The sequence below is a fragment of the Paenibacillus phytorum genome (assembly GCF_013141715.1).
Classification (GTDB): Bacteria; Bacillota; Bacilli; order Paenibacillales; family NBRC-103111; genus Paenibacillus_E; species Paenibacillus_E phytorum.
In genome coordinates, this window is sequence record NZ_WHOA01000165.1 from 105,499 (window position 1) to 119,046 (window position 13,548).

14 protein-coding genes and 1 pseudogene are annotated in these 13,548 nt (G+C 46.8%); all 15 read right to left on the minus strand.

Annotation, left to right across the window (positions count from 1 at the left end):
- Window positions 1–569: 569 nt before the first annotated feature.
- Window positions 570–2,234: a urocanate hydratase gene (gene hutU / locus GC098_RS24570; RefSeq protein WP_171645850.1), complete on the minus strand. Its 1,665-nt coding sequence runs from the start codon at window positions 2,232–2,234 to the stop codon at window positions 570–572.
- A gap of 13 nt (window positions 2,235–2,247) precedes the next feature.
- Window positions 2,248–2,952: an ABC transporter ATP-binding protein gene (locus GC098_RS24575; RefSeq protein ID WP_171645851.1), complete on the minus strand. Its 705-nt coding sequence runs from the start codon at window positions 2,950–2,952 to the stop codon at window positions 2,248–2,250.
- Window positions 2,936–3,211, minus strand: a complete 276-nt coding sequence (locus GC098_RS41710; RefSeq protein ID WP_376769433.1) for an ABC transporter ATP-binding protein C-terminal domain-containing protein — start codon at window positions 3,209–3,211, stop codon at window positions 2,936–2,938. Before GC098_RS41710 ends, GC098_RS24575 begins: the two co-directional genes overlap by 17 nt.
- A 2-nt stretch (window positions 3,212–3,213) precedes the next feature.
- Window positions 3,214–3,748 (minus strand): annotated as a pseudogene (locus tag GC098_RS24580) (ABC transporter ATP-binding protein); the annotation flags it as partial.
- Window positions 3,741–4,685 carry a branched-chain amino acid ABC transporter permease gene (locus GC098_RS24585; RefSeq protein WP_171645853.1) on the minus strand — a complete coding sequence of 315 codons (945 nt, stop codon included), beginning with the start codon at window positions 4,683–4,685 and terminating at the stop codon, window positions 3,741–3,743. The pseudogene GC098_RS24580 and the gene GC098_RS24585, both read right to left, overlap by 8 nt.
- Before the next feature lie 10 nt (window positions 4,686–4,695).
- Window positions 4,696–5,580 (minus strand): branched-chain amino acid ABC transporter permease, encoded by an 885-nt coding sequence (locus GC098_RS24590; protein WP_171645854.1) that lies wholly within the window; start codon window positions 5,578–5,580, stop codon window positions 4,696–4,698.
- Window positions 5,581–5,609: 29 nt separating this feature from the next.
- On the minus strand, window positions 5,610–6,779 hold the full coding sequence (locus tag GC098_RS24595) for an ABC transporter substrate-binding protein (RefSeq protein WP_171645855.1): 1,170 nt from the start codon (window positions 6,777–6,779) through the stop codon (window positions 5,610–5,612).
- 78 nt (window positions 6,780–6,857) lie between these two features.
- Window positions 6,858–8,051, minus strand: a complete 1,194-nt coding sequence (locus tag GC098_RS24600; RefSeq protein ID WP_171645856.1) for a helix-turn-helix domain-containing protein — start codon at window positions 8,049–8,051, stop codon at window positions 6,858–6,860.
- Window positions 8,052–8,106: 55 nt separating this feature from the next.
- Window positions 8,107–8,232: a hypothetical protein gene (locus GC098_RS40925; RefSeq protein ID WP_281367120.1), complete on the minus strand. Its 126-nt coding sequence runs from the start codon at window positions 8,230–8,232 to the stop codon at window positions 8,107–8,109.
- Between the two features lie 366 nt (window positions 8,233–8,598).
- Entirely contained in the window at window positions 8,599–8,778 is a 180-nt protein-coding gene (locus tag GC098_RS40260) for a hypothetical protein (protein ID WP_246358927.1), read from the minus strand.
- Complete coding sequence (locus GC098_RS24605) at window positions 8,732–9,142, minus strand: aminotransferase class III-fold pyridoxal phosphate-dependent enzyme (RefSeq protein ID WP_246358914.1); 411 nt, start codon at window positions 9,140–9,142, stop codon at window positions 8,732–8,734. Before GC098_RS24605 ends, GC098_RS40260 begins: the two co-directional genes overlap by 47 nt.
- 1 nt (window position 9,143) lies before the next feature.
- Window positions 9,144–9,362: a Sec-independent protein translocase subunit TatA/TatB gene (locus GC098_RS24610; protein ID WP_171645857.1), complete on the minus strand. Its 219-nt coding sequence runs from the start codon at window positions 9,360–9,362 to the stop codon at window positions 9,144–9,146.
- 24 nt (window positions 9,363–9,386) lie between these two features.
- Window positions 9,387–10,979: a flavin monoamine oxidase family protein gene (locus tag GC098_RS24615; protein ID WP_171645858.1), complete on the minus strand. Its 1,593-nt coding sequence runs from the start codon at window positions 10,977–10,979 to the stop codon at window positions 9,387–9,389.
- A 37-nt stretch (window positions 10,980–11,016) separates the two neighbouring features.
- Window positions 11,017–12,450 carry a gamma-aminobutyraldehyde dehydrogenase gene (locus GC098_RS24620; RefSeq protein WP_171645859.1) on the minus strand — a complete coding sequence of 478 codons (1,434 nt, stop codon included), beginning with the start codon at window positions 12,448–12,450 and terminating at the stop codon, window positions 11,017–11,019.
- A 35-nt stretch (window positions 12,451–12,485) separates the two neighbouring features.
- Entirely contained in the window at window positions 12,486–13,544 is a 1,059-nt protein-coding gene (locus GC098_RS24625; protein ID WP_171645860.1) for an ABC transporter substrate-binding protein, read from the minus strand.
- Window positions 13,545–13,548: the final 4 nt, after the last annotated feature.

Sequence of the window (13,548 nt, forward strand, 5' to 3'; positions counted from 1 at the left end):
CCCCTCCATGATTATACTGGTACTTCAATCTTCTTCATCAAGCTCTGAAAATTGTTTCCCTTCACCTCCTAGGTAGATCACGCATTAAACCGGTTTAATACAGTTAAGTGAGCAATATGTAGGTCGTAAATCATGTTAAGTATATATGGTGTTAAACCGGTTTAATTGAATTAACAAAAAAAAATTGTAGGCGCTTAGTAATCTATGAGTTAGAGGGGATATAACCCACTCTCTCTTAAACCGGTTTAATACAGGAACAGCATGCGTGTAAGCGCTTTATCTTTTGTAATATCGTACATCGGATTTACGTCTATTGCAACACTTTTTTTGGAAGAAATTAGGGTTCCATAAAAGGCAGTCAGCGATTTTCCCGGGGCCAGTGAGAAAACCTCTATCGAGGCCAATCAGGGATGTGCGACCGCGTTTAGAGGTAGGTTTTATCGCCAATAAGAAAGCGGTTTTCGGGATCCGAAAACTTATACTTTCTTATGTGGTAACAAAGAGCTCTGGGGATACAATCCCAGAGCTTTTCTACGACAATTCTTCTTAAAATTCTCCAAACGATTCTTTTATATCCCAAGCATCGGCACGCGAATTCCGTGCTCCTTAGCCGTCTCTATAGCAAGCTCATAACCAGCGTCGGCATGACGGATAACACCCATTCCAGGGTCCGTATTCAAGACGCGGGAAAGTCTTTCATCCGCTTCTTTGGAACCATCCGCCACCACAACCATGCCCGCATGCAGGGAATATCCCATGCCTACGCCGCCGCCGTGATGGACGGAAACCCAGCTCGCACCGGAAGCCGTATTCACAAGAGCGTTCAATATCGCCCAGTCGCCGACTACATCGCTGCCATCCTTCATGGACTCCGTTTCACGGTTAGGCGAAGCCACGGAACCGCAATCCAAATGATCGCGCCCGATGACGATCGGTGCGGAAAGTTCTCCACTTCGTACCATTTCATTGATCGCAAGCCCTAATTTCACACGCTCCCCGTAACCCAACCAGCAAATGCGGGCAGGCAAGCCTTGGAACGCAATTTTTTCCTTCGCCAATTGCATCCAACGGTGCAACGGTTCATTATCTGGGAACAGCTTCAACACCAGCTCATCCGTCTTGTAAATATCCTCCGGATCGCCGGAAAGCGCTACCCAACGGAAAGGACCTTTGCCTTCGCAAAACAGCGGTCGGATGTAAGCCGGTACAAAGCCTGGGAAGTTAAATGCATCTGTTACCCCTTCATCAAGTGCTACCTGACGAATGTTATTTCCGTAGTCGAATACAACCGAACCCAAACGCTGCAGGTCAAGCATGGCCCGAACGTGAGCGGTTATCGACTTCTTGGACAGTTTCACGTATTCAGCCGGATTACTATTGCGCAGCTCGGCCGCCGCTTGGAGGGAATACCCGCTAGGCACATAGCCGTTCAGCGGATCGTGGGCGGACGTTTGATCCGTCACGAAATCAGGAACAATACCGCGTGCTACGAACTCTGGGAAAATCTCAGCCGCGTTCCCTACGAGCCCGATCGAGAGCGCCTTGCCTTGCTCCTGAGCTTCGTTAGCCAGCTTCAAGGCTTCATTTAATTCATAAACCATGACATCGCAATAACGGGTATCGATTCTTCGTTGAATCCTAGACGGGTCGACGTCCACGCCGATGACAACGCCATCGTTCATCGTGACAGCTAACGTCTGAGCGCCGCCCATCCCGCCGAGTCCGGCCGTTAATGTCAGCGTACCTTTCAGCGTGCCATCGGAGTGCTGCCGGGCAGCCTCGGCAAACGTTTCATACGTCCCCTGTAAAATACCTTGGCTGCCGATGTAAATCCAGCTGCCCGCTGTCATTTGGCCGTACATCATTAAGCCCTTTTTATCCAACTCGTGGAATGTTTCCCAATTAGCAAAAGCTGGAACGAGGACGGAATTCGAGATAAGAACCCTAGGCGACAGCGGATGTGTCTTAAATACACCTACCGGTTTACCAGATTGAACAAGCAGCGTTTCGTCATCCTCCAGCTCGGCTAAACATTCCACGATCTTATCGAAGCATTCCCAATTTCGCGCTGCTTTACCGATGCCCCCGTAAACGACCAAATCCTCAGGACGCTCTGCCACATCGGGATCCAAGTTGTTCATCAGCATCCGGAGTACCGCTTCCTGCTGCCAGCCTTTTGCCGTAAGTTTCGTTCCATGGGACGCACGGATCGTACGACCAACTGTAGTTTGCATGCATATATCTCCCTTAATGACCCAGATACGCCTTCTTGACGTTATCCTGCGTACGCAAATTGTGTGCGGTATCGTGAAACCTGATTTCCCCATGCTCCATCACATACCCTCGATCAGCCACGGATAAAGCCATGGAGGCATTTTGCTCGATCAATAGCGTCGTTAATCCTTGCTTCTTGATGATGCGAATTGTCTCAAATATATCTTTGACCACAATCGGTGCCAAACCCATGGACGGCTCGTCTAAAATAAGTAGCTTAGGCTTCGCCATTAGCGCACGACCGATGGCAAGCATTTGCTGCTCGCCCCCGCTCATCGTACCTGCAAATTGACTTTTTCGTTCGGCTAATCGCGGAAACAATCCAAATACGAAATCGATGTCTTGCGTAAGTTCCGCCTTCGATGCTTTTCGCGAAAAAGCTCCCATCATTAGGTTTTGGACTACGGAAAGCTTGGGAAATACCTTTCTCCCTTCGGGGACCATAACGATCCCATCCTTCACAATGTCATGGGTGGACCTGCCATTCAGTTCTTTACCGTTGTATTGAATGGATCCCTGGGAAGAAATGGTTCCGCATATCGCATTCACCGTAGTCGACTTGCCCGCTCCGTTCGAACCGATTAAGGTGACAACCTCACCGGCGCCAACCTGAAGAGAAAGCCCGCGAACCGCATGAATGCTTCCGTAAGACACGTTAAGATCACGAATTTGCAGCAATGGGATTCACCTCCTCTTCAGACTCGTCAGTCTCGTCGATCTCGTCTGTCTTTCCGATATACGCTTCGATGACTTTCGGATGAGCGATGACCTGCTCCGGTTTGCCGTCCGCAATCTTCTCGCCATGATCCAGAACGACAAGGCGGTCGCACAGTCCAACCACCATTCCGACGTTGTGCTCGATAAGAATGACCGTTGTTCCATTCTTCCTGATTTTCCGTACTAGATCATCCACTTCCTTGGTTTCCTGTGCGTTCATCCCAGCCGTAGGTTCATCGAGCAGCAGCAGCTTAGGATTCGCAACAAGTGCTCGGGCGATTTCCACTCGTCGTTGATTACCGTACGATAAGCTCCCCGCCAGTTCCTGTTCGAATCCATTCAAACCTACAAGTTCAATGGCCTTCAAGCTTAATTCTGCCACCTGCTCTTCTTCAACCCTTGAAGCTCGCATGCCGAGAATTGCCGACCACAGACCGGATTTTGTTCGGCCGAACATGCCGACTTTCACATTTTCCAGCACCGTTTCATCCTTCAGCAGCCGTATATTTTGAAAGGTTCTGGACATCCCGCTCTTCGCGATGCGAAACGGCGCAAGCCCTTGAATCGGCTTGTTTTCGAAATCAATCGTGCCTTCATCCGCTTTATAAATACCAGTCAATATATTGAAGAACGTCGTCTTACCAGCTCCATTCGGACCGATCAGACCGACAATCTCTCCTTGCTTTACTTCAAAATCTACAGCGTGGACGGCGGTGAGTCCTCCGAAACGTTTCGTGATCCCTTTCACTTTAAGCATGGCTGTCACCGTCCTTAGGCGTTCCCGCTTTGTGCGGCTGCAAGGACTTGAGTTTGGCTCCCGTCTTGCCGAAAATTCCTTTCGGACGATAACGCACCACGAAAACCATCAACAGCCCGTAAATAATCATTTTATACATATCCAAATACTTCATATCGATAAAATCTAATTTGAACAACCGGAACATTTCAGGGAGCAAATACAAGAGGCTGACGCCGAATAACGTACCGCGAATACTCCCCAAACCGCCGATTACCACCATGCTGAGCACCGTTGCCGAGACGGAGAATCCGAAGGAATCCGCTCCGATAAAGGACACTTTATGAGCGAACAACGCTCCTGCAGCACCGGCGTAAGCCCCGCCGATCGCGAACACAAGAACTTTATAGTAAGTCGTGTTAATCCCCATCGCCTTGGCAACGGTTTCATCTTCCCGAATAACCATCCATGCCCTGCCGATACGGGAGCCGGTCATTTTTTTTAGCGCATAGATGCCGACAGCCATGACAACGAGTACAAGCAGCAGGTATCCCGAGTTATCCAGCTTCCACCCGAACAAGGAAGGCGTGGGAATGGAATCAATCCCGTAAGCTCCTCCGGTAATTTCGGAGTTTTTGAAGAACGATTGAATTATCAATCCGAGCCCGAGCGTCGTAATGGCCAGAAAATCTTCCCTTACCCGCAGACTAGGTAGCCCCAATATAGCGCTGAATACGAAGGTGATCACAACCGCCAAAATCATAGATAACCATGTATCCAGCCCACCTTTTACCGATAAAATGGCGGATGCATAGGCTCCGATTCCGAAGAAAGCAGCATGTCCGAGCGATACTTGACCAGCGTAACCCGTAATCAAATTTAGTCCCAATCCCAACAAAATATAGATGACTAGAAAAACGACGATATCAACGTAATAAGGATTCAGTACACTGTCCATACAAGATCACCTATACCTTCTCGATGTTTTTGCCAAAGAGTCCAGATGGTTTTACCAGAAGGATAAGAATCAAAATGATAAACGCAATCGCATCTTTATCTACAACCATCCCTGTCATAAATCCGTCGCTTAGCGATTCTACAATCCCCAAGATGAGACCTCCGATAATCGTTCCAGGTATGGAACCGAGACCGCCCAGTACGACGACGCAGAATGCTTTCAAGCCGGGTATCGAGCCCATCGTCGGATACATCGAGTTGAAGTTCAATGCGACCAGTATCCCCGCAGCAGCAGCGAGTGCCGATCCGAGCATAAAGGTAACAGCCACAACACGGTTGACGTTTACTCCCATCAAAGAGGCTGCGCGCAAATCCTGGGATGTCGCCTGAATCGCCAGACCCATTTTCGTAAATTTAAGAAACGCGTACAAAGAACCTAGCCCGACAATGCCGGCAGCAATAATGATAAGTTTCATATTCGTAATCGTAATCGACTCCGTCAGTTGAATGATGGAGGTTTCGATTCCCGTCTCCGGGAATGCTCTTGTGTCCGATGAGAACATTACTTGATAAACATTTTCCAACACGATGGCTATGCCGATACCACTGATTAAGGTTGTAATCGGATGCGCCCCCCGCAAAGGGCGATAAGCAAATCTTTCGATGAGTATGCCCATCACGCCCGATATGACCATGGCGAACAGAAACGCCACGAGAAAATGCATGTGTAAATACGTCATACCGACCATGGCTGAGAAAGCTCCGACCATATAAATCGTGCCGTGGGCAAAGTGAAGCAGCTTAAGCACCCCATATACCATCGTGAGTCCAACCGCAATCAATATATAAATGAATCCGATGGAGATGCCGTTAATCAACTGCTGAATAAATACCAAGGGGATCCATCCTTTCCGCTTACTGATTGTTAGTTATAGGTTTTGGATTTGATGAACTGGAACTTCCCGTCTTTGACAGTCATGAATATAACAGGTTTAATGACTTCGTGATCTTTGCCGAACGTAATTTTCCCCGACGTACCTTCCAAGTCTTTCGTTTCATTGATGGCCTGCTTCAGCTTTTCCTTATCGGTCCCGACTTTTTGCATGGCCTCCATAATAACCATTGCGGCATCATAGCTCTGCGAGGAAAGCATATCCGGGATATCCTTAAATTTATCCTGCCATTGATTAACGAATATTTTCACAACAGATCTGTCATCGGAAGCAAAAAATGAAGTCGTGAAAGTCGATCCTTCTGTATTGGTTTTCCCCAGCTCCAAATATTTCGGCGAATCGAAACCATCAACACCAAGCAGCTGAGCGCTAATTCCCGCTTCTTTCGCTTGCTTAACGATAGCCGCAGCTTCATTGTAATAACCAACTACGTACAAGCCATCCGGATTGGCGGCTTTGACTGCGGTCAGGATCGAGCTGAAATCTTTGTCGCCCATCTTAAACGGACGTTCAATCGCAATATTCGCACCTAGCTTGCCGGTCTCTTCCTTAAATGCGGTATAAATCGATTTCCCGTAGTCGATATCGACGTAGAGTACGGCGATGTTCTTCTTCTTCAAATCGTTCACAGCATAATCGGCCATCGCTTTTCCTTGCAATGGTCCCGTATAGATGACGCGATTCACATAATCGCCGCCTTTGGTCGCATCTGGATGTACAGCGTAGGCAATAACCATTGGAACTTTGAGCTCCTGAATTTTGGTGGCAATCGTTTTCGTCGGACCACTGTAAGCGCCTCCAACAATAGCTACAACTTTATCGTTATTGACTAGTTTCTGAACACCTTTTAACGCTTCTTCAGGTTTTCCTTGGTCGTCTTCTGCTACCAACTCAACCTTCTTGCCTTGGATTCCTCCGGCTTTATTATATTGCTCTATCGCTAGTAACGCAGCATCTCTACTGTGTGTCCCGTCCGTCGCAGTCGGCCCCGTTAGCGGACCTATCCAACCCAGCTTGACCGTATCGCCGGCTTTATTAACAGTACTATCTTTTTTCACTGAGTCACTCGGCTTTGCTGCGCAACCCGAAACCATTAGAGATACAGAAATCACACCTGCTGCAATCATAGAAAACTTTTTCAATTTATAACCCCCTATTTGATTTATGACTTCATCTTACTTTAAAAGCGCTTTCATGAATCTAGTCAAACTTGCGGAACACTAGCACAATTTTGCTGCGCGGTACTCTGACGGGCTGCAGCTCATATAGAGTTTAAATTTTCGCGTAAAGTAATTGGGATCTGGGAATCCAACCTGAGCTGCAATGAGTTGAACGGGTAAATCCGTCGTTTCTAGAAAGTGCACAGCCTTTTCAATGCGAAGTTTGTTCAGGAAATCGACGAAGCTTAAGCCTACTTCCCTCTTAAACAAATGCGCAAAGTGATAAGTGCTTAGATAACAATAACGTGCTATTTCGCCCAAAGTAATTTTATCTTGCAAATGCTCTTTCATATATTCGATGGCCGAACGAATGACGGGGGATGCCTCCCGCGCATGTGCTTCCGCTACCTGCCTTGCCAGCTTCCGCCAATAATCGCACACCTTCAGAACGTATTTATCGTAACGGATCGTATTGTACAAATCTTGAATGACTCTGGCGCTGCCCGACAATAGCTCAGACGCGTCTCCTCCCACATCAAGCACTAGCCTTGATACAGTCATAATGAGGTCGAAAGTTTCCGATTTGAACATGTCAATATTATGCTTGTACGCTTGCGCTAGCCTCTCCAGCAAAATTTTCAGATAAACGATGGAACCTTCTTCATCACCGATCCTTACACGTGCGAGCAGCTCCATTTTCTCCTCATGAGTGATGACCTGAACCCATTTTTTCTCATTCCTACTTCTCTTTTCATATTGAAAAATAAGCCGATTTCCTTGAAAAAAACGATCGATCATCGACTCCTTGGCTTCCTCGTAGGAATAATGCAGCATATATGGGTTATCATAATAGGTGCCGATTCCGGCAGAAACAGAAAAACCTTGCTGGTCCATGATATTCTGAGTTTCGTGAACCATCTGCAGCGTAAGCCCCAGATAAGCCTCTTTCGATATGATGTCAGTATTGAGCTCCAGGAGTGCAGCTAACACGCCTTCGGATACCCATACCCATAGGAACGGTACGGTTATGGCTTTATGAAGTGCTTTAACAAGTTTATGCCCAATGTCCGCTCGCCAAATAAAGGGTTGTCCTACGGCATAATCGTAATAGCGGTCGATGGAGAAAACAATTACCACGTGCGGAGATATTTCAATGCCTAGACGATTTTGAATTTCGTTGAAGTTAGCCTCGTGCACTAACGTCCCGGAAATCAGCATCTGCGAAAATGCAGCTTGCGATGCGTTTAATTTCACTAAAAGATTACCTCCTAACAGAAGTCATACAATTATATAACCGCTTTCATTGATTTCACAATGGGAATAAAATACCTGCATGGGTGACAGGGGATAACGCGATGTGATTAGAAGAGACCATCGATTCATTCATCCAATCTTGCTCTAAACGGAGTTGTCCTAAATCGGGATCAATCGTCATATGTGCTCAATTGAGGTTGCTGGATGAATGAATCCCTATTCGCGGTTGAATGATGTTGTAGAAAATGCAACAAATTCTGCCTAAATCTCGCCTTTCTCTCTTAGTTGTTGCATCGTGTACAACAATTTGGTCCTATACAGGCCATTTCGTAACAAATGGGCTCGAAATGTTGTACAAACTGCAACTTCAGCTTGCAAAATACCCTTTAGGCGTGTGAATTGTTGTAGAAACTATAACATTGGTAACGACTATAGCCCATAAACCCTTCACGAAGATGCTGAACTTGTCAGTGTTTAGCAATCGATACACGAACAAAAAGGGCTGCCCTTCAGTCACTGAACAGAAGGACAGTCCTTTATTAAGTTATCATCTCAGCCCGGCAATTCCTTCTTCAATGCATGTCAGCACGTTCTCGATTTGTTCGTAAGAGATGATGGCCGGCGGCTCAAGACGAATCACGGTAGCATTGTTAATCGTGCCGCCTACCCATATTTTCTTGCTAAAATAATTGTTTCGCCAGCGTATAGCCCAAGTTATTATCTGCAAATTCCATGCCGATCAACAGCCCCATACCGCGCATAGCTACGAGAATGTCGGAATATCGAGCTTGGATCTCCTTTAGCTGTTTCAATATATAGTCGCCTTTTTCTTTCGCCATTTGCGGAATGTTCTCATCCAATATCGTATGAATACCTGCAATCGCCCCAGCGGAGCAAAACGGGTTACCACCAAAAGTGGATGAACCAAGCAAGAATGGATTTTCTTCCATCTGGCTCCACCACTTGTCCTCATCGATATTTCCTAGTTGTGCGAAGACGGTATGGTATAACCAATATCCAGTCCCCAATAAGGGCAAGACTAGAAGAAGGAGGATGACAACGATAACTTGTATGTAAATAGCGAACTTCATGTTAGCCCGAAGCGTCCTTTGCTTTCATCTCTTCAGAAGAGTTCATTTCTATCCGCTGTGACGCTGGTTCATCCATTAGGCCATTACCACTGGTTGCATGCTTGAACTCTTTAAACATTTTACCGAATCCCCGTCCCAATTCAGGCAGCTTATTCGGTCCAAAAAGGAGTAAAGCGACGCCTGCTATCAAAATAATATGCCATGGCGATAAAGCACCCATGTGAACACCTCCTATATCTGATCCCTATGTAAGTACCGAATGAACATTCAACCTGCTCAGAACCTTATTAGCTGCTAGATTCCCAGTCTCAACAGCTCCGTTCAAAAACTGTTGAAATTGGAGCGAAGTATGCTCACCGGCAAAGAAGCAGTTACCTTCAGGTTCACCAAGGATCCCTCTGAACTTCGTATATTGACCTACTTTGTAGCAGGAATACGAGCCTTTGGTCCACTTGTAGCCAGGCCAATAATCGAGCTTAGCTTTTCCGTTCCATTTGGCAGATAAACCAGGCAAATCATGTTCAATCAATTGTAAGAAGTCTTGTGCGTGAGAGTTTACCGATCCAGATCCGAAACTGTTGCCACGATTTCCTCCGGTGAAGCTGACCATAATCCCTGATTGACCTGTTTGCCCTCTTGTAGCTTCCCATGTATCTTGATAGGCATCGGAGACAAACGCTCCGCTGCTGCCAAGCGATTCCCAATGGCGATCTGTGAATTGCAGCGCAAGTTTGGAGTTTGTGCCTACACCCAATTCAGCAATCGCTGTTTGCTTCAAACTTCTAAATCCTGCTCGATTTATTTCAACATCTCGTAGTGTAGCTACAGGCAATGCCAGAATTACATAATCAGCCAGTACGCTGCTCATTCTTCCTGTAAAAGTAAGCGAATACGTACCATCGTTATTTTTTCTTATGCACTCTAACGGGGAAGACAACGTAATTTGCCCACTCAATTTGTTTGCTAAACCTTGAGGAATAAGATCATTCCCACCACGAACATGATATCTTTCTTCGCCTCCGCTTCCAAAAGGTGAGTATTCCTCTTTAGAAGAGGTGCTCATGGCGTAAATCATGGATAGTGCGCTTAGCTTCGAACTCTCAAGGCCGACACTAGCTGTATAGGCTAAATCAGCCTCTTTTGCAAACTTTGAATTCATGCCATTCGGAACATTGGCTGTTAGCCAATCTACAATTGACATATTATCCAATTGCTTGCCACGTGCTGTATGGTGATTGTATAACGTCACATCGCCTGCAGCTTTACGATCTCTTTGAAGGGGAGCCCAGACATCCAAAAACATGCGGGAAAATTCCTCCAGTGAACAAAGGGATCCATCCATGACAACCCTGAAGTCGCCATTTTCGTAAGCCCATAAGTCATCCACTTGCAGATTGAGTTCCTGAATCAGATTTAAAATATCCGCGTGGTCGGTATTAATTAATTCTCCGCCGTGCTCATACGTTTGTCCTTCATTGAAGGCATTCCTTCCAGTAAAGCAGCGGCCGCCAATGCGTGAAGAGGCCTCATAGACTTGAGCGTTGATTCCTGCCTGTTTTAAACGATAAGCAGCCGTTAATCCTGCTAGCCCAGCACCTACGATCGCAACGCGGGGAGCTGTTGCCGCATTCACTAATTTGGCTCCTACGTTAAAGACAACCGGCGGCACCGCCAATACGGCTGAAGCAAGCAATGCTTTCTGCAAAAATTCTCTACGCGAAATGGTATGTTGAACGCGTTCTTCGATCACTTGTTCAACAGGAACATTTCTTTTGACCGCTTCACCGGCAATACTGGCTGCTGATTTCATTTGACGCATAAATGGTGTTTTTGACATATCATTCATCCTCCACGGGTTTCAGATAATTCAATCATCATTCAAATTTCATCATGACATGCTTCAAGCGGGTATACTCTTCTAACGCGTGGATGGACAAATCCGATCCGTATCCTGACATTTTATGTCCTCCATGCGGCATTTCACTGGTCAACATCAGATGAGCATTCGTCCATACTTCACCAAACTCCAGCTCTCTGCTAGCTCTCATTGCACGGTCCAAATTTTTGGTCCAGACGGACGAAGCCAACCCGTACTTGCAATCGTTTGCCATTTGAATGGCTTCTTCATCGGTTTTAAACGGTGTTACCGTGATAACGGGACCAAACACTTCTTCCTGAATAATTTCATCGGACTGCTTCGCTCCTGCGATCACGGTCGGTTTGTAGAAGAAGCCCGGTCGTTCCAAGCGAGAGCCGCCGGCTAACACTTGACAACCCGAGATCTGAACAGCACGCTGCACCATTTCATCAATCTTCTTCAGATGTGCCTCTGAAATGACAGGACCAACCACTGTATCTGGCAGCATCGGATCGCCAATGGCTGAACTTTCAACAAAAGGAATTAATTTCTGAATAAATTCGTCATAGATGCTTTCTTGAATGTAAATGCGAGTTGCCGCCGTACAATCTTGCCCGCTGTTATAATATCCGCCGGCAGCTGCCCAAAACACGGCGTCTTCGATATTGGCGTCGTCAAAAACGATAAATGGCGCTTTACCGCCAAGCTCCAAATGCAATTTCTTCATGGAGTTCGCCGCTTCCTTGGCAATGGAAATGCCTGCGCGCACGCTACCCGTAAGCGCTGCCATTTTCACTTCCGGGTGACGTACAAGCGCAGCCCCAGCCTCGGTGCCTTGACCGGTAACTACATTTAGTACCCCTGGAGGTAAAATCCCGATGCTGAGTTCCGCCAGCTTCAATGCCGTTAACGGCGTAAGCTCGGAAGGCTTAAGAACAACGGTATTACCTGTCGCGAGCGCAGGCCCGATCTTCCATATAGCCATCGCAAGCGGAAAGTTCCATGGCGCTATGGAGCCAATGACGCCAAGCGGTTCCCTGCGAATCATGCTGTTGTGCTGAGCAAGGTATTCACCTGAAACCGGACCCTGTAGCATGCGTGCCGCACTTGCAAAAAACCTCAAATTGTCCACGATGAATTCAATCAAATGCGTTGAAAATTGAATCGGTGTTCCTACGTTCTGTGTTTCCATCACAGCCAATTCATCCGCATGCTGCTCAATGCGATCCGCCAGTTTTAATAAAGCCAAACTGCGTTCTCCCGGCGTCGTACGCTTCCATGATTGAAATGCAATACCAGCGGCCTTAACGGCCGCGTTGATATCGTCTTCCGTGCAAGCAGGAGCTTCTGCAATGACATCCCCAGTTGTCGGGTTAATGATTGCATCGAATTGTTCGCTGCGACTGTCTACAAACTCGCCATTAATAAAGATTTGCTTTCTTTGGACCATGTTCGATTTCTCCCCTTCTTCTCTCTTCCTTTTTCCTACTCTAACAGCCACTGCTCAAAGCGCTCTTGAACTTTATCGAAATTTTCAATCCAGTAGTCATCGCCCGCTCCAAATTGAATCTTCTGCAGTTCAGGCGTTACACCAAGACGCTTCTTATCGGCTTCCGACAACTTAGCAATCGCTTTCTGGTTGGCAGGTGCATAGTCGGAATTTTTGCCGTATTCCAATTGAACTTCCTCGGATGTGGCAAAAGCAATAAATTTCATTGCCAAATCTTTATTTTTCGTACCTTTGGGAATCACCCAGCCTTCATAAGAGCGGAACGCGTTCTCATAGGTAAAATCAACTGGCGCTCCCTTCCTCTTCTGTTCAGCGAGCGTACCGTCATAGGCGGTCGAGAGGACTGCCGTTCCGTTGGTTAACAGATCTGGCACTTGCGCACCGCTAGTCCACCATGTTTTCATTTCCTTTTTGATTTCATTTAATTTCTTAAGTGCACGCTCGACGTCGAGTGGATACAGCTTATCAGCAGGTACGCCATCAGCAATAAGCGCCATTTCCATACTTGGAGCCGGGAACCTGTAAGCCGAGCGACCGCCAGGGAATTTTTTCAAATCCCAAAAATCGGCCCACGTCTTCGGTGCATGTGCCGCGTCTATTTTCTTCGAATTCCAGCTCATTACTGTCGCAAACGATTCAGAAGCGATATAATTCGCGGTCGCCGTTTGATCGTCATAACCATCCTTCTTAATGATACTGTAATCCAATGGTTCAAACTGTCCTTGTTGACCTGCTAATTTACCGTAAAATGAATCGACGTTCACGACATCCCATGTGACATTGCCGCTATCCACCATCGCTTTCAGCTTTCCGTAATCCGGCGGTGTCTCAATGTCAATCTTCACATTATATTTTTTCTCAAAAGCTTCATATACAGGTACTTTCCGATAGCCTACCGTGTTGGCATCCCAGTCAACAACCGTTAATTTCTGCGGCTTATCTTGACCTGCACTCCCTCCCTGTTCATTACTGCAAGCGATTAGTGAAGCACTTAAGGCGTAAACAACAACCATGATACTCAGCTTTTTCAACATATTT

Bases quoted from the DNA above. Each gene is read 5' to 3' on its own strand.
- hutU (WP_171645850.1), bottom strand. From the start codon at position 2,234: ATGCAAACTACAGTTGGTCGTACGATCCGTGCGTCCCATGGAACGAAA.
- GC098_RS41710 (WP_376769433.1), bottom strand. From the start codon at position 3,211: ATGAACGCACAGGAAACCAAGGAAGTGGATGATCTAGTACGGAAAATC.
- GC098_RS24585 (WP_171645853.1), bottom strand. From the start codon at position 4,685: ATGGACAGTGTACTGAATCCTTATTACGTTGATATCGTCGTTTTTCTA.
- GC098_RS40925 (WP_281367120.1), bottom strand. From the start codon at position 8,232: ATGACGATTGATCCCGATTTAGGACAACTCCGTTTAGAGCAAGATTGG.
- GC098_RS24605 (WP_246358914.1), bottom strand. From the start codon at position 9,142: ATGAAGTTCGCTATTTACATACAAGTTATCGTTGTCATCCTCCTTCTT.
- GC098_RS24610 (WP_171645857.1), bottom strand. From the start codon at position 9,362: ATGGGTGCTTTATCGCCATGGCATATTATTTTGATAGCAGGCGTCGCT.
- GC098_RS24615 (WP_171645858.1), bottom strand. From the start codon at position 10,979: ATGTCAAAAACACCATTTATGCGTCAAATGAAATCAGCAGCCAGTATT.
- GC098_RS24620 (WP_171645859.1), bottom strand. From the start codon at position 12,450: ATGGTCCAAAGAAAGCAAATCTTTATTAATGGCGAGTTTGTAGACAGT.
- GC098_RS24625 (WP_171645860.1), bottom strand. From the start codon at position 13,544: ATGTTGAAAAAGCTGAGTATCATGGTTGTTGTTTACGCCTTAAGTGCT.